Origin of the sequence: Roseibacillus persicicus (genome assembly GCF_014651675.1) — a bacterium.
In the GTDB taxonomy this organism is placed as follows: domain Bacteria; phylum Verrucomicrobiota; class Verrucomicrobiia; order Verrucomicrobiales; family Akkermansiaceae; genus Roseibacillus; species Roseibacillus persicicus.
Window position 1 is genome coordinate 142238 of record NZ_BMXI01000015.1, and the last position, 25504, is coordinate 167741.

17 protein-coding genes and 1 pseudogene are annotated in these 25504 nt (G+C 56.4%); 11 read left to right on the forward strand and 7 right to left on the reverse strand.

Features of this window, described 5'->3' with window-relative positions:
• Positions 1 to 7 precede the first annotated feature (7 nt).
• Entirely contained in the window at positions 8 to 706 is a 699-nt protein-coding gene (locus IE099_RS16515) for a glycosyltransferase family 2 protein (RefSeq protein WP_229809555.1), read from the reverse strand.
• Positions 707 to 835: 129 nt separating this feature from the next.
• Here IE099_RS16515 and IE099_RS16520 point away from each other — a divergent pair, with 129 nt between their 5' ends.
• On the forward strand, positions 836 to 1063 hold the full coding sequence (locus tag IE099_RS16520; RefSeq protein WP_189572315.1) for a hypothetical protein: 228 nt from the start codon (positions 836 to 838) through the stop codon (positions 1061 to 1063).
• Between the two features lie 9 nt (positions 1064 to 1072).
• Entirely contained in the window at positions 1073 to 1432 is a 360-nt protein-coding gene (locus IE099_RS16525) for a heme-binding protein (RefSeq protein ID WP_189572317.1), read from the forward strand.
• A gap of 41 nt (positions 1433 to 1473) precedes the next feature.
• Here the strand turns inward: IE099_RS16525 and IE099_RS16530 are convergent, their stop codons facing one another.
• From IE099_RS16530 to IE099_RS16550, 5 genes are all read right to left on the reverse strand, one after another.
• A complete protein-coding gene (locus IE099_RS16530; protein WP_189572320.1) occupies positions 1474 to 2100 on the reverse strand; it encodes an RDD family protein in 627 nt (208 codons plus the stop codon).
• Positions 2101 to 2239: 139 nt separating this feature from the next.
• A complete protein-coding gene (locus IE099_RS16535; RefSeq protein WP_229809556.1) occupies positions 2240 to 4498 on the reverse strand; it encodes an RDD family protein in 2259 nt (752 codons plus the stop codon).
• A gap of 57 nt (positions 4499 to 4555) precedes the next feature.
• On the reverse strand, positions 4556 to 8296 hold the full coding sequence (gene smc, locus IE099_RS16540) for a chromosome segregation protein SMC (RefSeq protein ID WP_189572325.1): 3741 nt from the start codon (positions 8294 to 8296) through the stop codon (positions 4556 to 4558).
• Positions 8297 to 8788: 492 nt separating this feature from the next.
• The gene (locus IE099_RS16545) at positions 8789 to 9499 is read right to left on the reverse strand and encodes a sialate O-acetylesterase (protein ID WP_189572328.1); all 711 of its coding nucleotides are present in this window, start codon (positions 9497 to 9499) and stop codon (positions 8789 to 8791) included.
• 103 nt (positions 9500 to 9602) lie between these two features.
• Positions 9603 to 14258, reverse strand: coding sequence for a discoidin domain-containing protein (locus IE099_RS16550; protein ID WP_189572331.1), 4656 nt, complete (start codon positions 14256 to 14258; stop codon positions 9603 to 9605).
• A 139-nt stretch (positions 14259 to 14397) separates the two neighbouring features.
• Between IE099_RS16550 and IE099_RS21035 the strand changes: the two genes are divergently transcribed.
• Together IE099_RS21035 and IE099_RS16555 are read left to right on the forward strand one after the other, a co-directional pair.
• On the forward strand, positions 14398 to 14526 hold the full coding sequence (locus tag IE099_RS21035; RefSeq protein WP_268244930.1) for a hypothetical protein: 129 nt from the start codon (positions 14398 to 14400) through the stop codon (positions 14524 to 14526).
• A gap of 12 nt (positions 14527 to 14538) precedes the next feature.
• A pseudogene (locus IE099_RS16555) lies at positions 14539 to 15132 on the forward strand (peptide-methionine (S)-S-oxide reductase MsrA); the annotation flags it as partial.
• Here the strand turns inward: IE099_RS16555 and IE099_RS16560 are convergent.
• Positions 15104 to 16192, reverse strand: coding sequence for a GntR family transcriptional regulator (locus IE099_RS16560; RefSeq protein ID WP_189572337.1), 1089 nt, complete (start codon positions 16190 to 16192; stop codon positions 15104 to 15106). The pseudogene IE099_RS16555 and the gene IE099_RS16560 sit on opposite strands and share 29 nt — an antisense overlap.
• A gap of 167 nt (positions 16193 to 16359) precedes the next feature.
• Here IE099_RS16560 and IE099_RS16565 point away from each other — a divergent pair, with 167 nt between their 5' ends.
• The 7 genes from IE099_RS16565 (at position 16360) to gndA (ending at position 25276) form a co-directional block, all read left to right on the forward strand.
• Complete coding sequence (locus tag IE099_RS16565) at positions 16360 to 17256, forward strand: carbohydrate kinase family protein (RefSeq protein WP_189572340.1); 897 nt, start codon at positions 16360 to 16362, stop codon at positions 17254 to 17256.
• A 51-nt stretch (positions 17257 to 17307) separates the two neighbouring features.
• A complete protein-coding gene (locus IE099_RS16570) occupies positions 17308 to 18252 on the forward strand; it encodes a sugar ABC transporter substrate-binding protein (RefSeq protein WP_189572343.1) in 945 nt (314 codons plus the stop codon).
• A gap of 11 nt (positions 18253 to 18263) precedes the next feature.
• Positions 18264 to 19739, forward strand: a complete 1476-nt coding sequence (locus tag IE099_RS16575) for a sugar ABC transporter ATP-binding protein (RefSeq protein ID WP_189572346.1) — start codon at positions 18264 to 18266, stop codon at positions 19737 to 19739.
• A gap of 22 nt (positions 19740 to 19761) precedes the next feature.
• On the forward strand, positions 19762 to 20733 hold the full coding sequence (locus IE099_RS16580) for an ABC transporter permease (protein ID WP_189572349.1): 972 nt from the start codon (positions 19762 to 19764) through the stop codon (positions 20731 to 20733).
• Positions 20734 to 20775: 42 nt separating this feature from the next.
• A complete protein-coding gene (locus IE099_RS16585) occupies positions 20776 to 22272 on the forward strand; it encodes a mannitol dehydrogenase family protein (RefSeq protein WP_189572352.1) in 1497 nt (498 codons plus the stop codon).
• Positions 22273 to 22387: 115 nt separating this feature from the next.
• Positions 22388 to 23581, forward strand: a complete 1194-nt coding sequence (locus IE099_RS16590; protein WP_189572355.1) for a carbohydrate porin — start codon at positions 22388 to 22390, stop codon at positions 23579 to 23581.
• 192 nt (positions 23582 to 23773) lie between these two features.
• Complete coding sequence (gene gndA / locus IE099_RS16595) at positions 23774 to 25276, forward strand: NADP-dependent phosphogluconate dehydrogenase (RefSeq protein WP_189572358.1); 1503 nt, start codon at positions 23774 to 23776, stop codon at positions 25274 to 25276.
• The last annotated feature ends 228 nt before the right edge of the window (positions 25277 to 25504 follow it).

The window sequence follows — 25504 nt, forward strand, 5'->3', positions numbered from 1 at the left end:
GCGTAGCTCAGTCCTTGCCTGCTTCTTCAATCGCGAAGGGCACTTTGCGCTTAATCAGCCAGCTCACTCCGATCAAATCGTGAATCCCACGGAGCGCCCTGTCCCAGTTGGTGTATTTGGATTCGCCGGCGAGACGGTGGCGGTGGTTGACGGGAATCTCGGAAAAGTCGTGTTCGGCTTGGAGCAAGAGCGCCGGGATGTAGCGGTGCATGCCGTTGAAGGGGACCAGGGCGTCGATGCACTCGCGTTTCATCGCTTTCAGGGAGCAGCCGGTGTCGCGGACTCCGTCATGGAGAAAAGCGCGGCGGATGGAGTTGGCGAACTTGGAGGCGTAGCGACGCGAGGCGGTGTCCTGGCGATTGGCCCGATAGCCACAGACGAAGTCTTTGCCAGATTTTTCCAGCTCGGCGATCAGATTGGGGATTTCGGCCGGATCGTTTTGGCCATCGCCGTCCATCAGAGCCACCAATGGCTGGGTGGAATTGCGGAGGCCGGCATACATCGCGGCGGACTGCCCTTTGTTCACTGGCAGCTGCAGGGCGCGAATCTGGGGCACGAAGGTCTGCATGATTTCCCAAGTCTTGTCCGCAGAGCCGTCATTGATGGCGATGATTTCCGCCCCGGGATTGGTGGCGATGATTTCTTCGAGGACGTCTTTGGCAGTTTCTTCCTCGTTATAAAAAGGGACGATGATGGAGTAGGACAAGGCGATGGCGCAGGTTGGTTGGGGGCGAAAATAGGGCGCAAATGGCTCTGCGGCTAGGGTTTTCCCTGTCCTTGAGGCGCGATAAAATCAATTTGCACCTTTCGCAATGAGTGGCAGGTTGCCCCGATTATGAAATCTCCTCTCATCTCGCTGGTTTCTCTGGGCCTTTTGGTTGCAACAGGTTGTGCCGAACAAAAACCAGCGGCTGCGCCCGCAGAAGCCGCGGCCTATGTGGACGAGGCCAGTTTGCCCAAGGGGTGGCCGGTGCCGGGGCCCTACAATGAGGTGACGAAAAAGGAGTATCCCGCTTATCGCGCGGCTTTCACCGCCGGGGGAGGCCAGACGCGTTCCTTTTGAACCCTTTTCATGCACATCAAGAAGCAGGACATCCCCATGACCGCTCCAGTTGAGATGAAAATGGAGGAAGAAGATGGCGAGTTGGAGATGGCCACGATGGGCTTTCTCTATCAGGACACCACGGTGGGTGAGGTTGGGGCGGATGGAGAGAAGGTCGAGGTCACGGATGTGCCGGCGATGACCGTCTATTCCTATGCATGGATGGGGCCGAACAATTCCGAGAATGTCGCCGTCGCGAAAGAGGCTTTGACCCAAGAACTAGCGGCGCAAAAGGTGACCGCCGAGGGCTTCCGCTTGCTTGGCTACAATGGGCCCAGTGTTCCCAAGGCGAAAAGGACCCATGAGCTGCAGGCCATCCTAAAAAAATAGCGCCCGGGGAAGGGCGCTAGAGGTGAGAGAATTCTGAAGGGTTACTCGGCGGTGTCGGTTGTTTGGGACGCTGTCTCCTTGACCTCGATGACTTTGGTTTTTGCAAAGTCATCTCCGAGTCGTGAACCCTTGCTCGGGGTTTTCTCACGAGAGTTGAGGATGAACAACTCGACGATCGCGAGGATTGGAATCGCGACGAAGACGTTGCGAATGATGCCTTTGGTGATGTCCTTGGTGAGCGGAGTTCCGTCCTCGGCGACCGCTTGAATCTTGGTGACTTTTTTGCCGACGCTTTGGCCGTTGAGGAAGGGCATGCTGTCTTTAAAAAGAAGGTAGGCAATGAAAATACCGTAGGGGAAGCGATTGAGGAAGTCGGGGAGAACGAGTCCAAGGACCCAAACGAGGGCGAAGGCCACCGCGCCGTCAATCACGCCGGCCAGGAGACGCTGGGGAAGGAGAGTCTCGGTGTAATCGTAGGCTTGGCTCTCTTCAATTTCCTCTTCGGGAGTAGGCTTGACTGGCGCTTCCATCGCTCCCATTTCCACCATGGAGACAGGGGCGCTATCAGCGGTGCGGTTGACGTTCGGAGCCGGAATATTGGGTTTAGGAATATTGGGCTTCGGAATGCTCGGTTTTGGGATGTCGGGCGTCGGGGTTGTTTGACTCATCTGCGAGAGAGCATCGAAACAGAATCAATTCGTCGAGTCCTTTTCACCGAACAGAAAACTTTCTTCGATGGGATCCCTGCTATGTAAATGCATTGCATTCTCATTTCGGCGGGAGTTGTTAGAAAAGCCTAATTTTCGCCTAAGGTAGCCACTTTGTCTTCCGCGGGAGAGGCTTCTCGAAAGGGACAACCTGAGTCCGCGCCCAGTCGTCTCCCAAGCGGAGTCCACGGGTTGGTTCGTCCTCGCGAACATAAAGGATCGCAAACTCGATGGGTGCGATGAGGAAGGAAAGGTTGCGGCGGAGACTGCTTCGGTAGTCGCCAGTGAGGGGGCGGTGGTTGCGGGTTTCGGCCCGCAATTTCATGAACCTCTTGCCGATGCTGCGACCGTTCAAGATACCGAGTGAGTCCTTGGTGAGGAGGTAGCTGGCTCCTAGAAGGAAGGACAGGAGGTGTAAGCTGTTAGGAAGGAGGAGGTTGGCTAGAGCGCAGATAGAAATGGCGAACAGTAAATCGATCGTCGCAGCAATGGTGCGAGCGCGAAGCAAAGGACTGGTTGGAGACGGGGTGTTCTCTTCGCTAGGCGCTATTTCCCCGGCAACTTCCTTGGCTTCGTCACCTCTGTCCGAGGACAGCGCCCCGGGGGAAGAAACCTGGGAGGGGGGGTTGGTAGGGGGCGACGCAGGGGTTGGAGATTCGAGCGGGGATGGGCCTTCGCTCAGCGCTTCGATTTTGTCCGGAGCTTTTGCCTTTTTTGCTGAAAGGGAAGGATGCGGTGTGGGGGTCTCGACGCCAGCCTCTGCAGCCTCTGCGGTCTTTGCAGCCTGCACGTTCTGGTCCGTAGCCAGGGATTTGGGAGGCAAGGTTTCAGTGACGACCTTGCTGGGTTCCTGAGTGATAGTCTCAGGTTCAGGGGAAGGAATCTCTTTGCGCGGCTCCTCGGCTTTGGTTGGGGGGTGCGCGGGTCTTGTTGGGGAAAGGACGGAGATGGGTGGCGCTTTGGCGATGGCCTCTGCCGTCTTCGGAGCTTGCACTTTTTTCTCCAAAGGTTTGGCCTTGGCATCCAGTTCCTTGTCGGGAACTTGGCTGGACTCCGAAGGTCGTTCTGTCGAATCGCTGGCGGGGACTTTAACGCTTACTGTTTGGATTTCGTCGGCAGCTTGGTCTGCTGTCTCCGTGGCAACAGGGGCCGTGGGCAGAGTTTCCGCGAGAACCTCAATGGGGTCCTGGGCGGTGGGTGTCGACTCGGGGGCTGGAGCTTTTTCCCGTGGCTCTTCGGTCAGATCCGCAAATTGAATGGCTTTTTCGAAAGGGAGGATTGGGGCAGGCGGCGCTTTGGCGATGGCCTCTGCAATCTTCGGAGTTTGGACCTTCTTCTCCAAGGCCGGGGCCTCGGTTGGCGAAATCGTTTTGGTGACTTCGCTGGGCTTCGGAACTGGTGCTTCTGGTTGGCAAGGGTGATTCACCAACTTCGCCTCCAAAGCGCCATCAAGAGTGGCGACCATTCTATCCGTTGGAAGGGGGATAGAAGGCCGTTGATTCGCGGGGAACTCTTTGGGGTCTGTGGCTGGAGATTCGGGTGCCTGAGCGGGAGCTTCCTCTTTCGGCTCATCAGCTTTCGCGGGGCTTGGGAGCGCCTTTCTGCGGAGAAGCTCAGCAAAGGGACGGGGCTGGGAGACGGCCTCGGGCCGCTTGGCCAGTGGGGCCGCTGGCGAAAGAACCGGACTGTCATCTCCTTGCACGGTGGCTTCTTCGGGAGCGGGGAGGCCTCTGTCCATGAGGAGGAGAGGGGCGGTAGGGGGAGTCGCGGTGAGGTTCTCGCAGACCTTGAGGAATGGATTTGCAGATTGGGTTGTTGGAAAGAGCTTGGGCTGCTTCCGGGGCTCGGCTTGCGCCTCAGGACCCCGGTCCATCAACAGGGGAACTTGCGGCTGATAGCATTTCGCGACGAGGTCTTTGAGGAGGGAAATTTCGGCAGTGAGGATGGAAGACTCCTCGTTCTCTTCCTCGTCCAGAATGGCTTCGATGGCTTCTAACAGCGCGTCGATATCGGACAAGGTGTCGTCCTCTTCCTCTTGGGAAATCTCGTCTTCCTCCAGCACGCAGACCGTCCATTGGTCGGCGTAGGTGGAGACGATTTCTTCCGCTTTGGAAAGTGGTTCGCAGGAGTCTTGCGCGTCCCCGACTTCCTGCACTTCCACTGGGAACTGCTTCTGAATCCGGCCCGCCATCTCCGGGGTGATGGAGACCTCGATGGCGCCCATCGGTTCGCCCGCGGGGGAGCGTTCTGCAGCCTCGATGACGTGCTCGTATTTCTCGCCCTTTTGCAGAGTCTTGTCCTTGATACCAAGGGTCGGCACCGAGATGGTCGCCACCGCTGAAAAGCGGTTGCGATTCAAATTGGGACCTCCCTGCGCCAGACCTGACTCAGTGCTCGTTTGGAGCTTTGAATCCTTTCAGGCGTCGAGGCGTTCGGCGGCCTTCTGGGCTGCCGTTTTCGCCTCGGTCTTGTTCTCCTCGTTGGTGAGACGCATCCCGACAGGCTTGGAGACTCCGAACTCTTCCATCGTGACTCCATACATGATGTCGGCGCGCGCCATGGTGCGCTTGCTGTGGGTGACGATGATGAACTGGCTCTGGTCGATGAAGGCATCGAGAACCTTGAGGAAACGTCCGATGTTGGATTCATCCAAAGGCGCGTCGAGCTCGTCCAGAACACAGAACGGGCTGGGCTTCACCTTGTAGATGGAAAAGAGCAGGGCCACCGCAGTCATGGAGCGTTCGCCACCGGAGAGGAGGCTGATGCTCTGGAGCTTTTTGCCGGGAGGCTTGGCGATGACTTCGATGCCGGATTCCAAGGGGTCGTCTTCGTCTAACAGCACGAGGTCGGCCTTGCCTTGCTCGCCAAAGAGAAGCTTGAACATGTCGCGGAAGTTCTTGCGCACGGTGGCAAAGGTCTCCGCGAAACGCTTGGTGGTTTCGTCGTTGATTTTGGCAATGACTTCCAAGAGCTCGGTCTTGGAGTTCACGAGGTCCTGGTGCTGGCTGACCACGAAGTTGTGGCGCTCTTCCAGTTCCTCGAATTCTTCAATGGCATCCACGTTGACGGGTCCCATGGAGTCCACCTTGCGGCGCAGGTCGGTGACGAGAACCTCGACCAGTTTCCAGTCCGGTCCCGCAACCTTCAGCGCGGCGATTTCGTCGATCTCATCTTCCTCGCTTTCCGGGGGAGCGGCGGCAGGTGTTTCGTCCGGCAGGTCCAGGCCACGGGCCTTGTTCTTCTGCTCGTTGATGCAGGTCAAAAGGGCGTGGGCGTCGGGGCGGAAGTGCTCCAGCTCGAGCTGGTGACGCTCCATTACGGTCTCTTCCAGATTCTCCAACTTCAGTCGCACCTTGGTGTGGGCCACTTCCTCGCGACCGCGTTGGTCGGTGAGCTTGCGAATGTGTTCGCGGATTCGGTTGAGCTTTTCCTCCTCCACCTTGATGGACTCGCGCAGCTGCAGCCGGCGCTCGTCGAAGCTACCCAGGTCTTTCTCCAACTCGGCAGCGGCATCCTGGTTCTCGAGCATCTCCATCTCGAGCATGCTGTCGTCTTCCGCGTCGTTGCCGATGCGGTTTTGGAACTCCACGATTTCCGCCTCCCGCTTGACCATCAGATTGCTCAGCTCCTCGATGCGGCTTTGCATCGGGCGTTGCTGGTCCTGCTCGGATTGGTGGGCACGGCGTTCGACTGCGAGCTCGGTTTGGAGCTCATTGAGTCTTTCGCTTTGTTCGTTGAGGCGGTCCTCCAGGCCATCCGACTCGTTCTGCAAGTCGGCCAACTCGTTTTCCAAAGTTCCAACCTGGCTTTGGGCAGTGATCAGCTCTTCCTCGCGGCTGGCTTTGGAGTCATTGGCATTTTGAACCCGATTGCCGGTGTTCTCCCGCTCCATTTGCAAGCGCTCCAACTTGCCTTCCAAGTTCTTGATTTCGCGTTCGGCGAGGGAGGTCTGGCCCTGGGCCTTGGAGACCTCCACCTTAACCTCGCTCAAGCGGCTCTTGCATTGCTCGGCCTCTTCGCGGGCGGCGTAGGACTGTGCGTCGAGGTCCTCGACCTTCAGGCGCTGCTCCTCAACTTCTTGCTCCAACTGCTCGACCTCTTTGGCAAGAGCATCGACCTCGTTTTGGCGTTTCAGAACCGAGTCGCCGCTGCCTTGAGATTGGCCGCCCCGGAGAATTCCGTTGGGGTAAAATAGCTCGCCCGCACTGGTCACGAAGGTGAGGTCGCCAAAGGACTTCCGCAACTCGTTGGCCACCGCCCGGTCGGGGACGATGAGAGTTTTCTCCAAAAGGGTGGAGACCAGATCGCTGACCGACTCATCGGCTTTAGCTGCATCGGCTGCCCAGGCGAGGGCTCCCTTCGGAAGGGCCTCGGTCTGGTGCGCCCGGTCGAGACCCGCGAAGTCCTTGGGCAGGAGGGCCACTTGACCGAGCTTCTTGCTGATGAGGCGCTCGAGAATCTCTTCGGCAAATTCGCTGTCCCGCACCAACACCGCTTGCAGAGTGTCGCCGAGAACGGCTTCGATGGCGGGCGCGAACTCGTCGCTCACTTTCAGCCGGCTGGCCAAAACGCCATCCACGCCGGTGCGGAACAAGTCCGGATCATCGAGACCTTTCAGCACGGCCTTGGTCCCTTTCAGCAGTCCTTCGCCGCTTTCCAAAACTTGGGTCAGAACATCGAGGCGTGACTTCTTGCCGGTGAAATTGCGGTGCAGTTCGTCGGCGGCCTTCTTGGTGGCATCGAGGTCGCCCCGGGTGTGCTGGAAGGCCCGTTCCGCGGTCTCCAAGGATTCCGTGAGGTCGCTCTGGCGAGTCTGCAGCTCGGTGAGCGCTTGGGTGGCTTCGTCTTGTCTGGCTTTGGCCTGGGCGAGTTCTTGGGCCAAGCGCTGCTCCTCGTCTTCCAATTGGCGAGCCCGCTCGCGGCTGGCTTCCGCTTGGGCGAGATCGGATTCGATTTTGGCCTGAATCGTCGCGACCAGGGTGCGGGTCGTTTCGGCCCGGCGGCGCGTGTCACGCAGGCGGGCGTTCAGGCTGTCACGGGCGCTGCGGGCATTGAGGACAATCTCCTGTTGCTCGGCCACGGCCTCTTCGCCCTGACGGATGCGTTCCTGGCGCTCTTCGCTTTGGGTTTGGGATTCGGCAAAGTCATTTTCCTGCTGACTGAGGCGCTCTTTGGTCTCCTCAATCTCAGCGCGATGCTGCTCGATGCGCTTGTTCAGTTCGTTGCGGCGTTCCTCATTGAACCCCATGCGGGAGCGCGCGGAATCCGCTGCGGCTTTGTGGGAAGAGATTCGTTGGCGCAGATCGGAGAGCTCGCTTTCGAGTTCCTGGGAGGCGTCACGGGTTTCGGTGACAGCGGCCTCGTAGGCGGGGAGTTCCACCTCCAAGACGTCCACTTCGTTCTCGAGCGACTTCAGGTTGGTTTCCAGTTCGGACTCGTTGGCTTTGAATTCGGTCCAGTTTTTGTGGGAAAGGTGGGTGTCCAGAATGGTCACCGCGCTCGAGAGCTCCTTGTAGCGACGGGCCTTGGAGACCTGGCGCTTCAGCGAATTCATGCGGCGTTCCTGTTCGGCGATGACGTCGCCGGTACGGAGGAGGTTGGCTTCGGTATACTCCAATTTGCGAAGAGCCTCCTTCTTATCCTTCTTGAACTTGGTGATGCCCGCCGCTTCCTCGAAGACCGCGCGGCGCTCTTCCGGCTTGGAAGAAAGAATCTGGTCAATCTGGCCCTGCGCCATGATGGAGTAGGCCGAGCGACCGATACCGGTGTCCATGAAGAGCTCGTGGACATCCCGCAGGCGGCAGGCCTTGTCGTTGATGCGATACTCGGATTTGCCATCCCGAAAGACCCGGCGGGTGATGGCGACCTCGTTGAAATCGGTTTTCAGAGCGACTTCGCAATCCGCCATCGTCATAATGACCTCGGCCATGCTGTGGGCCTTGCGCTTGTCGGTTCCGTTGAAGATGACGTCAGCCATCTCGCCGCCGCGGAGAGCCTTGGCCGAGGTTTCGCCCAGCACCCAGCGGATGGCATCCACCACGTTGGATTTGCCGCAGCCATTGGGTCCAACGATGCCGGTCACGCCGGTATCGAATTCGAAATGGGTCTTATCCGCAAAGGACTTGAAGCCTTGGATATCGAGGGATTTGAGGTACATAGGGAGTTGCCGATCATTCTGGAAAGAATGACACCCCTGAGCAAGCTAACGGACCCTAACACCCACATTTAGTGGTGTTTTTTAAAATTTATACCAGATATTGATACGCGTATCTTAAGTAAGCGCCTGGCAATCTTCTCCGTCAGACTAATTTAAGATGGCGGACTTTCCTTGTCTCCAAAGAATTGTGACAGCCATGACACAACGACGGGTGACTTCGTCCCAAGCGGTAGTCGGTGGGAGGGTGGAATTTTTGGAGAACTCGGTTCCGATTGGCTCTCTGAGTCAGAATGGATTGAGGTTGAGAGGCTTTTGATTCGAGGGCCAGCATTTGGGCTGCACTGGCTTCCCCGATGGCGATTTGGGCCGAGGCCTCAAAGTGAAGTGCACCATTGGAATAGGTGCTGAGCCCGTCGGTGTTCACGAAAGCGGTCTGACGTCCGTTCGCGGCCACTGTTTCCTGAGCCTGGCGGACGATATAGGGGCCGGAGTCTACTGTGGTGATGTTGGTGTACTGGCTGTCAGAAAGCCCGCTGATGACGAAGGGGAGGGTGTAGCCACCGGGCACAATCCGTCGAAGACGTCTTGCCGGACCCGCTGAATCAGGTCTGTGAGGTTGGCTTCGTAGTTGGCGGCGTTGGCGGCTCCTGTATCGGATTCTCCCTGAATCCAGACCATCCCTCCTATTTCATAGGTGTGACCATCGGTTTCGAGCGCCGCGAGTCCAGCTTCCACCGTTGCTACGAAGGTCAGATACTGCGCACCGCTCGCGGACCATTGGGTATGAAGGTTTGTTCCTCCTTCGGTGTATTTGATGATGGCGACATTGACGTTAGGATCGTTGTCGGCCATCGCGCGGCCAAAAGAAAGTTCGGAACCAAACTCGAGCTCAAAGCTTGAGGGGTTGTTTACGCCATGCCCCGATCCTGGCTGAAGGTCGATCCAAGTGTCTTGGGTGAGGTTACCGTTGGGGGTGTTCTGGGTCTTGTGCCAGTAGAAGGAGACGTCCGTCTGAGGGGCGTCCAAGCCCAGAGAGTCGAGGGGAGCGACCGAGAGCTTCGCAGCATCACCCCGACCATTGCCATTGGATTGTCCACCCAACAGATAGACGCGGTAGTGCTTGGCGAATGCTGGTGAAAGTTGGCAGAGAAAAAAGACGCCTAGGAGAGCGGAAGGCTTGAAAGGTGATGAGGCGAAAAACATTAGTGGTGCGAGGCTAGGCCCTCTTGAACAATGGTTCAGCAGGGAACTTTACGCAGGGCTGGTGCACACAGTCTACCTTCGTGCTCCCGCTGTTTCTTGTGAGTTACTTTCCGGAATCCATAGTCACCTCAAGTCGAAGGAATTTTCGGATTCCGATGTCGGTTTGCACGGTGACCCATTCGAACTCTTCGTCGATGGGGATGGTGCTCGTTTCTAGAATGCCCTCGGTGGTCCACGAGTTCGGGTCGCTGAGTTCGGAGGTCCCTTTGACCAGATAGTTCAGGCCTCGTTCCGCAGCATCGAGTCGTCGGCGATAGCTGAATTCGAATTTGGACTCACTTTCTAACAATTCTTCTTTAAGGAAAAGGCTGCCATCTTGGGAGGTGAGCGCATTGCTTCCCAAGGCATACTCGAGGAGGTTGGGCCACTGATCTTCATCCGGATCGCCAGTCCGGGAAGTGTCCGAAGAGGAGAGTCCTTGCTGCTCCACCCAATCGAGATAGGCAAAGGTCGAACCCTGATAGAGGTCGTTGACTTGGGCGAGAGTGAGGGCTTCGTCGTAGAGCACGATGTTGTCGAGAGAACCTTCGAAAGCGACGGTTCCACCATCGCTACCGAGAAACACGGTGGAGATGGCGGAGAGGGACCGGGTTTTTCCCGAGCCAGAATGCCAGAGGTTGCCATTGAGGTAGATCTGCATCGAGCCTTGGGTAGCGTTTTTGGTGAAGACCCAGTGATTCCACGAACCCGAAAATTCGGCTGCAGCGGCTTGTTTGTTGATGCGGTCGTATCCGGAGCCATCGCCGGCATCCCAGTAGACCTGGCCATTGCCCCAAGGCAGGTGGATGTTGAGAATCCGGTTTCCGCTGGCATCGAGAGCGCGGATTACGCTGGAGTCACGAGGGAGGGAGGTGCCCCCGTAGGCCCAGAAGGATAGGGAAATCTCGTCGGAAAGATTGGTGAAGGCTGCCGCAGGGAGGGTCGCGCTTGACGCGGAGCCATCGAAGGAGAGGCCACCGTTCCCTTCCGCGCCGACTGACCAAGTGGGGTTGGAGATAGGGGCTGCGCCGCGGCTGCCTTGATAACCATTTCCCGACGAGTCAGCTAGCAGTGCTCCCTGGCTTTCATCAAGCAGCCAGCAGGCGAGGGGAGTGGGGGCGAGTTCGACTTCCACGAGGGTTTTCGTGTCGAGAAAAGCTTCCGTGATGTTGGTCCAATCATCGACCGAATTTCCTTCTCCGGTGATGCGAATGAAGCGAGCTTCTGCGGGAGTGATGGCATAGGATTCCAGGCTGTTGGTCGAACCACTGCTCGTTCCGGTGTAGATGCTGGTGAAAGGTCCCATGGGATGGTCGGAGACTCCAACCTCGAAGTCATAGCTGCGTGAAATTCCATTGTGCCAGGCGAGGGCCAAGCCGTTGATTTGCTTTCGCTCCAGCAAGTCGTATTGAATCCATTGGCCGACTCCTTCGGCCGACCAGCGGGTGCTCAGGTCACCATCAAGAGTGTTCTGAGAGATGAAGTTGGCGCCCGCTTCCGACTTCGCTTTGACCATCGCGAAGCGGTCCTTGAGGTCGAGGTCGAAGTCGACGATTTGAATCTTTTCATCCAGAGAGTTGCCTTGGCCAACGACTCGTAGGTAGCGCGCATTCTGGGTGGGAAAGTTGTATTCTTCGAACCCGGTGCTTCCCGTGCTGGTGCCGGAGTAAACGTTCGTCCAAGGGCCGGAAGAGCTACTGGAGACCTGAATCTCGAAGTCATATTGGAGGGTGTTTCCGTTGAGCCATTGGACGGAAGCTTGGTAAAGGTTGCGGCTCGTTCCCAAATCATACTGGATCCATTCTCCCAAGCCGTCCGCAGACCAGAAGGTGCTTCCATTGCCATCCAGGGTGGCGGCAGCCGAGCCGGAGGAAGTCACTGAGGCGCTGACGGTAGCGGGACTGACGGTGGAGACGGTATTACCGCTTCCCGCGTTGCTGACGGTCCCGAAGCTACTGATCGAATTATTGCTCGAGTTGCCCGGCAGAGCGACCGCCTGATCGGTCCAATTGGTTAGGCTGGTATTGCTCAGGGTGTAGGTGGTGGAGCCGTCGTAGTGGCGGAGTCCAGTTTTAAGTCCTCCCATTTGTATGGTCTGACTGTTAGGGGTGGGTTGCAGGGCGGAGTTCCAGAAGGTGATGTCGTGACCGCTGCCTGCAAAGTAGGCGATGAGGTCGTTGCCATAGGGTGCAGTCTCCTGCAAGAGAGTGACGGAATAGTCCTGATTGCTGTCGTTCTGGTAGGGAGTGTCGACCATTCCCTGGTAGGGGGCTTCGCCTTGGCAGTGTTCAACGGAGTCACCATTGCCCGGCCAAAAGGATCCTTCCACGCTGATGGTGGTGCAGCCGAAGATCTCATTGTCTCCATCGGAGAAGCCAATCACGACGCCGCTGCGCATGTTCTCGACAGTGCAATTGCGCACCGTGGTGTTGGCGGTATTGAGTCCGTTGGCTCCATTGTTGTAGCAGCGGATGCCATCTTCCTGCAAAGAGAAGGCATAGCCGGGCGGGACCTCCCAGCCCCAGACGGTCATGAAGTCCACGTGGTCGGCCTCGGAGCCGGTTCCTTCTTCGGCGAGCACGTTGTCGGTGGTGTTGAAGGTATCGCCCTTCACAAAGCAGCCTTCGACCAGCGTGCCGATTGCGCCCTGCATGAAGATTCCGTGTCCATAGCTGGCGAGCTCGAGGTAGCAGTTGAGCAAATGGCAGTTGGCTCCATTGACCAAGAGTGCCGCGTGTTTGTCGTGCCCAATGACTGCGCCTGACCCTTTGCCGAACAAGTCGCCGTATCCATAAGGCCGCGAGCCACGGGTGTAGAGACTGAACTCCTCCACTTTATTGGCATCACCGACTACCGCCATATTGAGGACACCCACCGAGTTGATGGCCTCGTTGCCGATGTCTTTTTGGGTCAGCCCATAGAAGTGGTTGTTGGAACCATTGAACTCGAAGACGCGGACCTCTTGTCCCGGCCACTCGTTGTAGAGATTGGTGTGAATCTGGAACTCGACTCCGGTGAAATCGTAGCTGGAGTTCGAGCCGCAGAAATCAAAGAGGATGGGCAGGGGGAGAAGGCCGGACTCTTGGTCAGTCTCGTCGATTTCGTAAACGCCGGGAGTCATCTTGACTTCGACATTGTCTTTCCCAATCTGGGCGAGAAGTTCGAGGACCGAGCTCACGACGATTTGCCCGTCACGAATCTCGACTTCGATTTGATCTTGGACGGCTCCATTTTGTCCGTTGTTGAAGGCCAGATCGTCGGCATCGAGCTGCAATTTGACTGAACTGTTAGAGGCGATAGTGATTCCGGTGTGGGTCAAGGTGCGGAAGTCGGTCCAACTGCCGGTGGGCGGGAAGTAGACGGTGTCGAGATCGACTCCGTTATGATAAAGGCTCAAGCGGGTGGTGGTGGCGCCGTTGGCGTAGGTAATTTGCAGGGTGTCGCCGGCGGGAAGGTTTGAGTATTCGACCGAGTCTCCCGCCGCGTCGAAGCCATCGAGGGCCTGACCTGCGAAGGCCGTGGGCGAGGTGATGGGATTGAGACCAGTGAAGACCGCGTTCTCGGCTTGGTGGGGGCTGGCGGGAGGAGAACCTGTGATGAGTTGAAAGCCATTGAGCTTGGCGCTGGAATCAATCGCGATGCGACCGGCGATGTCCGCAGTGGTGGTGAAGGTCTGGTAGTTAACGCCAAGGCTGAAGGAGCCCGGATTCCCAGAGTTGGAAGTGGTCTTCGTGACACCATTGACGGTGATGGCTGAGCCTTGCCCGGAGCGGTCACCCGCCGCGTAGACGTAGAGCGTGTATTGGGCACCAGGGGAGAGACCGCGGAGAAGAGAGATGGTGCTGTTGTAGAAGTAGTCGTTGAGCAGGTTGTTGCTTTTTCCAGAGTCGAAGAATCCGCTCCCTCCGGAAAGGTCGAGCCGGACGGGGGTCAGGGTGGTCCCATCGGAGGCGGTGAGCCCCTTCAACGATCGGCTGTCCGTACTGAAAGTATTGTTCCAGTAGTCGTTGCCGGGATCGGCAAAAGCCCCTTGTCCGCTGTAGGGAGTGGTGGTGGTCTCGTTTCCTCCGAGGTCGACGTTGACCACAAAGTCGAGCGGGGAAGTGTTCGCGGAGAGTTCAACAATCTGCAGTCCGTTGAGGACCGAATAGCTGCTGCCGTTACGGGCCACGGTTCCGGAGAGTTCGCCATTGCTATCCGCTGTTGCCGCCATGACCACGTAGTTGGCGTTTTCTGAGATGCTGCCATCGAGCAGGCCGCTGTTGGATTTGGTTTGTCCACCGAAGGTGATGGTTGAATTCTGGGAGAGATTGTCTCCCTGGGCATAGAGGTAGAGGAGATATTGCCCGTTTGGGGTCAGGCCTGTTATTCCAACGCTGGTGTCGGCATTTCGGGCGTAGGAGTAGTCGCCAACAAGGGAACTATGGGACTGCCCGGCGGGAACGTTGCCGCCCGTGGCATCATAGCGGCTCCCTGTCGAGATCGTGACGTCGATGGTGGTGAGTGTCAGGCCATCGGATGCCAGGAGGTCGGTCAGCGTGCTTGCGGAACTGTTCCAGAAATCGTGGCCGGGATCGGAGTGGGCTCCTTGGCCGGAAAAGGTGTTGTCCGCGCTGGGTTCCACATCCAGATTGACTACGAGCGCTTGCGTCCAAAATGTTGTTAGAAAGGAAAACAGAATGGCAAGCTGATGGAGTGTGAGGCGGAGAGGAGGGCGCATTTTGCAGGGGGATGGGTTTGAATAGATGTTACTTCGGCTCGAGTCGCTACGCTATCTCATTCCCTTCACGAATTTCGTCTCGGGGAAAGGGCCTTCGCGGCGTGGTTGCAAGTCGGTGAGAAAGACTTAGGTTTGGGGAATGAATTTGAGAAAGAGGCCGGAGGAGTACTTGGAGCGAGAAGACGGGAAAGTGGCGGCTGTGATTTTGCCTCTCGATGAAGAGCGTTCCAAGGTGCCGTTCGAGACCGCCACCTTTGGCTTGGGATGATTCTGGGGGCCGGATTCCGAGTTCGGAAGCCTTCCCGGAGTTTTGCGCACTCGCGTCGGTTATTGCGGCGGAACTGCAGAAAAGCCGACCTACCGTTCGATGGGCGACCACACTGAGGCGGTCTCAATCGACTATGATCCTACAGTGGTGAGCTATTCGGATTTGCTTGCGGAATTTTGGCTTGGCCATCGCTATGATTCCATCAACCGCAGCACGCAATATCGGAAGGCTGTGTTCTGCCGCGACGAGACTCAACGTCAGTTGGCGCTGGTTTCGCGTGAAGAACATTCGGAGCGCGAGGGCTTGAGCCTGGACCAGATTCGCACCGGAATTCTTCCGGTGAACCACTTCACCTACGCCGAAGCCTACCATCAGAAGTATTCTCTTTCGCGAGCGAGCGAGTCGCGGCTCTTTCTCGAAAGTGTCTATCCTACTGGTAAGGCCTTGGCGGACTCCACTGTAGCCACTCGGCTGAACGCCTATTTGGGGGCGGGTCTGCGGTTGGATTGGAAGGCTTTGCAGCGGGACCTCGGAGCCTATGGCTTGCCTGCCCATTTGGAAAAGCAGATCCGCCAGCTCATTGCTTCACGGTCGAGCCGCGAATGATCAGCTGACCTTGCAGGGTGACCCGTTGGATGGGCGTGTCGGGATACTTGATGCGGTGCATCATCAGCTCCGCAGCTACGCGACCGATGTCGCGGCAGGGTTGTTGATAGGTGGTGAGGGGGACGCTGAGCAGGGAGGCATGTTCGACATCGTCAAAACCTGAGACCTTGACCCGCCCGGGAATGTCCGCGCCCCGGTCGATGAGCCCGCGCAGAATGGGGCCAGCCGTGACGTCGTTGGCGCAGATGATGCCGTCGGCGCCGCTCTCGAAGAGCTCATTGGCAGCCTTTCCCGGGGAGGACTCGGGGTCGATGACGGTGAGCAAACTACTTGCTTGTAGACCGTGCTGGGTCAGGGCTTCGCGACATCCCATTCGGCGAAGCTGCACCGTGACGGCCGGGTTCTCGCGAGTGACAAAGACAAGTCGCTTGCATCCTTGCTCGAGCAAATGGCTGGCTACTGAATAGCCCGCCTCGATGTTGTCGATGCTCACCAGGTCATTACGGGTCTGGCGCGGCCAGCGGTAGATGTCGCGGTCGATGAGAACCACACGGATGCCTGCGTCAGTCAGCCTTTCAATCACCCCTGAGTTGAAGTCGGATGGGTTTTCCAAGTGTTCGGTGGGGGCGAAAAAGACGCCTCTCACGCGGGCTTCGATGAGCTGATCGGCCAGCGAGTTGGTGCGTTTTTTCAAGTCGTCGGCAAAGCTCAACTCCGATGGCAGGATGACCCGCATTCCACCCATGCCCGAGGTCTCTGCGATGGAGGCAGAGATGGGTTTGAAGATTTCGATTTCGTTGAGTTGGGGGATGAGGAGCCCCGCGAGCAGTGCCGATTTCCGCGGCGCGAGAACCTGGGTGCCAAAGCCGGCCTTGCGAACCACCAGCTTTTCATCACTCAGAAGCTTCAGCGCGCGGGCAATGGTGGGGCGGGAGGTTTGGTATTTTTTGCAAAGTTCGGCCTCGGTAGGGAGAAAGTCGCCGGGTGAAAAGGTCTGGTCATGAATCTGATGCAGGATTTCCTTATAGATTTGCAAATACCTTGGCTGGCTTTCGTTCACGGATGAAATGTAATAGAAATGAAAAGTTTTTTCAAGGTATTTGTGAGGTGAATATTTTACAAATGTAACCCCCGGAGCTATTTCTTCTGCCGTCGGAGGGACGCGGACTCCGAGGCTCGATGAGTCAAGGCCTGAAAGCTGGACCTGCGTCTGAATAAATCCATCAAATGAGTAAAAATCACAAAATTGCAGGAATCGGAGAAATTCTATGGGACATGTTTCCCGATGGAAGCCGCCTCGGAGGAGCTCCGGTCAACTTCGCTTCGCACTGTCATCAATTGGGATGCGAAGCCTATCCCGTGAGTGTGGTTGGCCGTGACCGGGTGGGTGTGAAAACCAGAGAGAGACTCGGACAGCTCAACATGAGCGACAAATACGTTTTCGACAGCATGGACCTGCCGACCGGGCGTGTGCTCGTGCTATTGGATTCCGAGGGAAAACCTTCCTATGAAATTCTGGAAGAGGTTGCTTGGGATGACTTGGTCTTCACTCCCGAGTTGTGTGAGTTGGCGACGAGTCTCGATGCGGCCTGTTTCGGTACTTTGGCCCAGCGTTCGCCGCGGACCAGAAGGGCTATCCATAAGTTTCTAGAGGTTATGCCGGCGCGCAGTCTTCGGATCTACGATGTGAATCTCAGGCAGCCCTTCTTCTCGAAGGAGCTTGTGGAAAACTCGCTGAAGGTGGCCAATGTTCTCAAGCTGAGCGATGAGGAGCTTCCGGTTCTGGCCGAGTATTTTCAGTTGGAGGGAGCGATTGTCGATCAACTCAAGGCTCTGCGAAGCCAGTTCGGATTGAGTCATGTGGCCTACACCCGTGGGGGTGATGGGAGCTTGATTGTCTCCGCCGGGCAAGTCGACGAATGCGCGGGAGTCCCTGTGACGCTGGTGGATACCGTCGGAGCGGGGGATTCCTTTACTGCAGCTTTGACCTTCGGACTGCTGAATCAGTGGCCGCTCGACGAAGTGAACCTCTATGCCAATCAGGTCGCCTCATTCGTTTGTTCTCAAAAAGGAGCAACTCCCCGAATTCCTTCGCGACTTGTTAGGGAAATGGTGCAACACTAGAGAGTTCTGAAAAGATAGAAAAATATCATCAATCAACAATACGACAAAACTATGAAAAAATACCTATACTCCATTCTGGCCGTGCTCGCTGCCGTCGCGATGACTGCCTGCAACCGAAATAAAGACGGCGAAGGCCAAATCAAGATCGGCATGACCGTGCAGGATCTCAGTAATCCGACTTGGTCCGGCTACTGTCAATCGATCAAGGAAAAGGCCGAAGCCAACGGCGCCAAGATGAACTATGTGGCCTGCGAGAGCAATGTCTCCAAGCAAATCATGCAGATCGAGAACTTCGTTTCCCGGGGCATGGACGTCATCATTGTTCATCCCGCCGACCCTGCCGGAATCGAGTCTGCCTGTCGCGAAGCGATGGCTGCTGGAGTGAAGGTCATCGCCTGGGACGACGATATCAAGAATGCCGATGTTCGCTGGCTCATTGATAACAAAGCGCTTGGTTATGAAGTGGGTAAACAAGCCTCCAAGTTCATCAACGAAAAGCATGGTGGCGAAGCTGAAGTGGCAATTCTCAACTACCCCCAGTTGCCTGTCCTCCTTGCTCGCGGCAACGGCATCCGGGAAGCCCTCACCGAGTTGGCTCCTAAAGCGAAAATCGTGGCCGAAACCAGCGCCATCAACCCCCAGGAAGGCATCAGCAAGATGGAGACCATCTTTCAATCCAACCCGAACGTGAAGGTTGTGACCTGCATCGGTGGGGGTGGTTCGGTAGGTGCCAACGAAGCGGCCAAGGCTGCTGGCAAGTTGGGCGACGACTTTGGAATCTTTGCAGTGGACGCTACCAAGCCTGAGCTGACCGCCATCAAGAACAACGAAGGGGTCCGGATGAGCGTGATTGTCACCGGAACTAACGAAGATGTGGCAAATGAAGTCTACGGCTTCGTTGAAAAGCTCGCGGCAGGGGAAGAATTGCCCGCTAAAATCTACCGCGAGGTCATCCCTGTGACCGCCGAGAACGTGGACAAATATAACGGCCAATAGAAATCGAAGCGATGTTCCTGCAACTAAAAAACATTACCAAGAGATATCCCGGAGTCGTGGCTCTGGACGATGTCAGTCTCGATATTATTGAAGGAGAAGTTCATGCCTTGGTCGGTGAAAACGGGGCAGGAAAGTCGACTCTCATCAAGACCTGCACCGGTGCGATTTCTCCCGACGAGGGAACCATCGTCATCCAGGGGCAAGAGTTCTCAGCCCTGACCCCCAAGCTCTCCGAGTCGGTGGGGGTGGGGGTCATCTATCAGGAATTCAATCTGGTGGACGAACTCTCGGTCGCGGAGAACATTTTCCTCGGTCGCGCTCCTCGCAAGGGGCTCGTCATTGACCGCAAGAAAATGGAGTCCGAAGCGGCCAAGATTTTTCAACAATTTGATATCAAGATCGACCCTGCCGAGTTGGTTGGCAACCTCACTGTTGGCTACCAGCAGTTGGTGGAAATCGCCAAAGCCATTTCGCAAAAGGCAAAGATGCTTATCATGGACGAGCCCTCGGCGCCGCTCACCCAGACGGAAGCGAAAGCTCTGCACTTGGTAGTGGAAAAGCTCCGGGATTCGGGCGTGACGATTGTCTACATCTCGCACCGCATGGACGAGATTTTCAAACTGTCGGACCGCATCACTGTTTTGCGGGATGGGCAAAAGGTCAAGACCATCAAGACCGCCGAAACCAATCTGGACGAGCTGGTCAAGCTGATGGTCGGGCGCGAACTGAAAGAGACTTATCCCCAACGAAATCATCAGGTTTCTGACGAAGTTCTTCTCACTGTCGAAAATGTTTCCGGCACTATCGTGGACGATGTCAGCTTGCAGATTAAGAAAGGTGAAGTCCTTGGTTTGGCCGGACTGATCGGGTCCGGACGCACTGAGTTGGCGGAAATCTTGTTCGGCTATAAACCCAAAACTTCAGGCCGGATCACCTTGGAAGGAAAAGAGATTGAATCGAAAACCCCCAAGCAAGCCATCGCGAAAGGAATCGCGCTGGTGCCGGAAGACCGCAAGAAACTGGGAGCGCTGTTAGAGTTCGATATCAAAGAGAACATCAGCGTCTCCGTCCTTGAGCGCATCTCGAAATTCTTCACCGTCAACCGGACGACCGAGGTCGATATCGCGGAGGGCTATCGCAAGGCCATTCGCATCAAGGCCCCGAATCTGGAAGAAAAAATCAAGAACCTGAGCGGCGGCAACCAGCAGAAAGTCATCATTGCCAAGTGGCTGGCGACGGAGCCCACCCTCGTCATCTTCGACGAACCCACCCGGGGAATCGACGTCGGTGCCAAGTCCGAAATCTACGAACTCGTCAACAGTCTCGTCGAGTCCGGTAAGTCCGTTCTGATGATTTCCTCCGAGATGGAAGAGGTCATGGGAATGTCCGACCGCATAGTCGTTCTCCATGAAGGACGGGTGACGGGCGAACTCGCCAGGAAGGACTTTTCTCAGGAAGCCATCATGGGCTTCGCCTCACACAACTAATTTCAACACAGCAACAAAAACTATGAACAAAATCACTACCTTCAAGGGGGCCGGTAACGGCTTCTCCGCTTTTGCCAAGCAGTTCGGAATCTATTTGGTTCTTCTTGCTCTTCTTATCTTCTTCTCGATTGCCTCCGAGAATTTTCTCAATAGCCACAACCTCCTCAACGTCGCTCGTCAAGTTTCCATGCTCGGAATCGTGGCTGTGGGGTTTGCCTTCGTCCTGTTGTTAGGCGGCATCGACCTCTCGGTCGGATCCGTGGTCACCTTGGTCAATATCGTTTGTGCCTGGCTGATGGTGAATGCCGGTTGGCATCCCGTTTTCGCAGTGGTTGTGGCCTTGGCTCTCTCTGCTGCCATTGGCTTTATGAACGGCTGGATCATCGCCAATATTCAGATGCCTCCCATCATCGTGACTCTGGCGATGCTCATCATCATTGAAGGGGTTGCTTACCTGATTTGTGATGGTCTTCCCATCTACGGATTCCCCGAGTCCTTCGCCGTCATTGGCCAAGGCTACGTCGGCCCCATCCCTATCCCTGTGATCATCATGGCCATCGTGATGGCGCTGGGTGGCTTCATCCTGAGCAAGACTTTCTTCGGACGTTACTTCTACGCCGTAGGGGGCAATGAGGAGGCGGCCAAGCTCTCCGGAATCGACGTCAACCGCGTCAAGTATCTGGTCTACACTTTGTCAGGGTTTTTCGCTGGAGTCGCTGGAATCGTTATCCTCTCGCGCACCAACTCGGGACAGGTTCTCTCTGGCAAAGGCTTCGAGTTCGACGTCCTCACTGCCTGCGTCCTGGGTGGCGTGAGCGTGAGTGGGGGATTTGGCAAGATTTCCAACGTGCTCGCCGGCGTTCTTATTCTGGGAGTGCTCAGCAATGGTCTCGTCCTGCTGGATGTCAGTCAGTTTGTGCAGATGGTGATTAAAGGCGTCGTCTTGTTAGTAGCCGTTGCTCTCGACAGTCTCCAGCACCGCAAAGCGTCCTAGTTCATGACCGTTTCTACAAATTCAACACCCACCGGATCAAAGATGAAGTCCCTCATTCCTATCACCCAAAGCACCCTCGGCGAACTGCCCGAAGAGATTGCCCGTCCCTCCTACGATCGGAGCAAGCTCACCGCCGGGATTATGCACATTGGGGTGGGGGGCTTTCATCGCTCCCATCAAGCCTACTATACCGACCAACTTCTCTCCGAGCCGGGCAACCGGGAGTGGGGGATTTGTGGAGTGGGCTTGCGCGATGCCGATCGCAAGATTGGCGACGTCCTCAAGCAGCAGAACTATCTCTACACCCTCATCGTCAAGCACCCCGATGGTCGGATTGAGAACCGAGTGATCGGCTCCCTCATCGACTTCATGTTGGCGAGCGATGACCCCGATGCGGTCATCGAACGGATGGCTAGCGAGGAGACCCGCATTGTTTCCCTGACCATCACCGAAGGGGGGTACCTCCTCAATCCGGCGGATGGGGAGTTTGACCTCGACCATCCGGACGTTCAACACGACTTGGAGAACCCGGACAAACCCCGCACCGTGTTCGGCCACCTCGCCGCAGCCTTGCAACAGCGCCGCGAGCTCGATATCCCTGCGTTCACTATCCAGTCTTGCGACAATATTCAGCACAATGGGGATGTGACCCGGAAGGTGCTGCTCGCTTTCGCCAAAGAACTGGATCCTGACCTTGCGGACTGGATTGAGTGGGAGGTTTCATTTCCCAATGCGATGGTAGACCGGATCACTCCCGTCACTACCCCTGAAGACATTGAATATTTGCAGAACGAGTTCGGCATCAAGGATGAGTGGCCAGTGACTTGCGAGCCCTTTTGCCAATGGGTGATCGAAGATGACTTCTCCAATGGTCGGCCTGTATGGGAATCGGTAGGTGCCCAGTTTGTTCCCGATGTCACACCCTATGAGAAGATGAAGATTCGTCTCCTCAACGCCGGGCACTCCGTGTTGGGAATTTTAGGTTCAATCGATGGACACACAACGATCGATGGTTGCATCGCGGACCCACTCTTTGCCACCTATTTACGGCGCTTTATGGATGTGGAAGCCACCCCGGTTCTCGACACCGTGGAGGGAATTGATTTGGAAGCTTACAAGGCCTCCCTGATCGAGCGCTTTGGAAATTCCAACATCAAGGACAATCTCGCGCGCATCTGCCTGGAGAGTTCATCCAAGCTCCCCAAATTTCTCATCCCCACTATCAATGAGAATTTAGCCAAAGGCGGAAGCACGGAATACGCCGCGCTGGTGATAGCCGCCTGGTGCTACTACTCGGACAAGCACACGAGTAAAGATGGAGTGAAGCTCGAGGTCGTCGACGAGATGAAGGATGAGCTTCACGCGGCAGCAGTCGCCACTCGCAAAGACAAGCTTTCTTTTCTGCGGGTGGAGGCTGTCTTCGGTGACCTATCGGAGAACCAAGTCTTTACCGATGATTACGTCCGAATGATCGACGCTCTTTATGAAAACCCCAACATAGCACGTCTGATGCAGGCCCTCCTCTTCGGGTGGGAATAAGGCCTTTCAAAAACCCAGAAAACCCAAACAAGCAAGCGCTGGTAGTCCCAAGCGTCCCCCCAAAAAAACGCGCCTGATGACAAGGGCTTGAACCCAAAAAACAAAGTAACACGATATGAAAAACGAACTATTCGTAACCGCTCTGGTCACCGCCGGAGCCCTTGCCAGTCAAGTGAGTGCCGATGATGGCTTTAACTCTGGCGATTATTTGACCCGTGACTGGGGCGATCTTCGTCCTCAGCTCATTGAGAGCGGAATTACTCCGTTTCTCTATTATGATTCAATCTCCAGCGCCAGCGTGAGCGGGGGATTGAGATCTGACCAAGATTATGTCGGCCAAGTGTATGCCGGGGTTGATCTGGACTTGGAAAAAATCTTTGGTTGGGACGGCACTACGATGAAAGTGTCCTACGTCAACCGTCACGGAAATAGTCTCAGTGACTCGGTTGGTGGCATCTACGACCCCATGACCATCTATGGCGGCCAGGTCAGCTATCTTTATCAACTTTATATCGAAAAGGAATTCGGCGATCAGTGGGCGATCAAGCTCGGTCGTCTCTCGGCTGACAACGACTTTGCGGATACCGGATTGTATCGTTACTCCCTCAGCACCTCGATCAACGGACCGATTCGGGCGACTTTGTTAGAAAATTCCATCACTTCGTTTCCCTACGCGGTCTGGGGGGGACGTATCAAGTATACGCCTACCGACGAGCACCAGTTCCAGCTCGGTGCCTACCAGACGGGGCCCGACCAGTGGGACTTCACCAACAACGGTTTGGATTTCAGCTTCGGTAGTGATGACGGCATTTCGGTGCTGGCGCAATACGACTGGACCCCCAACACCGGTCGCAATACCCGCGTCTTCGTGGGAGCGATCAACTCCTTCCGCGATTTCGACAATTTCTCCGGTGGCACGACCGATTACCTCTTCCGTGCTTACATCCACGGGGAGACCGAGATTGCTGATGGATTGACTGCCTTTGCGATGGCTAGCTACTCGCCTGACGATGATGTGGCCAAGACTCCGCTGCAGATCAGCGCTGGCTTGAACTATAAGGGGCTCTTTCCCGGACGGGAAGAGGACCGCACTGTCTTCTTCGCGACCTACGGCCAGTTGAGCGACGAATATGGCGATGCCATTGGAGAAGATGTCGACTACGAGATGGTCTTCGAGCTCGGCCACCGTTTCCAGCTCACACCCTCGGCCTACATTCAGCCGTCGGTGCAATACATTCAGAACCCCGGAGGCACCGGTGACATCGACGACGCCGTTGTGCTCGGAGCCTGGTTGGGTCTGAGATTCTAATTTCTTGGCAAAGAAGGTAAGCAACGCTCCCTGTCTGGTTGTTGGGCAGGGGGCGTTGTGACGTACTGGGATCTATGAATTCGATGCGGCGAAGGGAGAAAGAGCGCTCATCCCCGAATACATTGTGGTCTCATTCCACACTTGCCGCTTGCGGTTGTGGGCCTTATAGCGCGCGGGAAGCAAACACACGTTATGGCAGATAAAAAATCAGACATCGGATTGGTAGGCTTGGCAGTGATGGGGCAAAACCTTGCCCTCAACATTGCAGACCACGGGTTTCAAATCTCAGTTTACAACCGCACCGCATCGAAGACCGATGCCTTCGTCGCGGAAAACCTCAGCACTCCTGGCGGCTTGGTCGGCACCCAGACTTTGGAAGAATTTGTTGAGTCCTTGGAGCGTCCTCGCAAGGTCATCATCCTCGTTCAGGCCGGCCGCGCTACTGACGCCGTAATCGATGGCCTTACTGAGCTTCTCGAGCCCGACGACATCATCATCGATGGCGGCAACGCGCTCTGGACCGATACCATTCGTCGCGAGAAAGACCTCAACGCCAAAGGGTTCCGCTTCGTGGGCTCTGGTGTTTCCGGTGGAGAAGAAGGTGCCCGTTTCGGCCCGTCCCTCATGCCCGGCGGCAAGGAGTCCGCTTGGAACGAGCTTAAGCCCATCTGGGAAGCGATCGCGGCGAAGGTCGACGCGGACACCGGCAAACCCATCGATGGTGCCGAGCCCGGCAAGCCTGTCGAAGGCGGCGTGACTTGCACCACCTACATCGGCGAGAACGGAGCCGGTCACTACGTGAAGATGGTTCACAACGGCATCGAGTATGGCGACATGCAGATGATTTGTGAGGCCTATCAGCTCATGGGCAACCTGCTCGGCATGGAGCCTAAGGAAATGAGCGAAACCTTCGGCACTTGGAACGATGGCGTGCTCGACTCCTTCCTCATCGAGATCACCACCGACATTCTTCAGCAGACCGACCCCGAGACCGGCGCTCCCTTCGTCGACATCGTCCTCGACACCGCAGGTCAGAAGGGCACCGGCAAGTGGACCGCAGTGAACGCGCTCGATATGGGCATCTCTGCTCCTCTCATCGCCGAGGCTGTCTTTGCCCGCTGCATCTCTGCCGTGAAGGACGAGCGCGTAGCTGCTTCCGAGGTCCTCAAGGCCGATGTTCCTGGCTTCGATGGCGACAAGGAGGAGTTCACCCAAGCGATTCACGACGCTCTTTATTGCTCCAAGATTTGTTCTTACGCCCAGGGCTTCCAGCTCATGCGTGAGGCGCAGAACGAGTATAACTGGAACCTTAATTTCGGCGAGATTTCCATGATTTGGCGTGGCGGTTGCATCATCCGGGCAGCCTTCCTCCAGAAAATCTTCGAAGCCTATCAGCGTGACGAAAACCTCGCCAACCTCCTCCTTGACCCATTCTTCAAGAGCGAGATTGAGCGTTGCGAGGCCAACTGGCGCAAGGTGGTCGCGGCAGGTGCCATTCACGGCGTGCCGATTCCAGCCTTCTCTTCCGCCTTGGCCTACTACGACAGCTACCGCAGCGCGCGCCTCCCCGCGAACCTCCTGCAGGCTCAGCGCGACTACTTTGGTGCCCACACCTACGAGCGCACCGACAAGCCCCGCGGCGAGTTCTTCCACATCGACTGGCCCGAGGCAGACCGTCCTCAGCTGAAGATGTAATCGAACAGAACGACCCTATTTTTCAAAAAGCCGCGCCTCTTGAGGTGCGGCTTTTTTGTGCTCCGCATCGTGGACGGCGAAGAAGTGAAGTGGTCCCGGAAAACGGAGCCATGAGCTTGTAGAAAAGTTGAGCTGGTCTGAAGGGGCAAATGACCCCGAAATCAGACCAATGAAACGAAAAAGAAGACATCTCAGTGCGGAGTTCAAAGCCCGCGTCGCAAAAGAAGC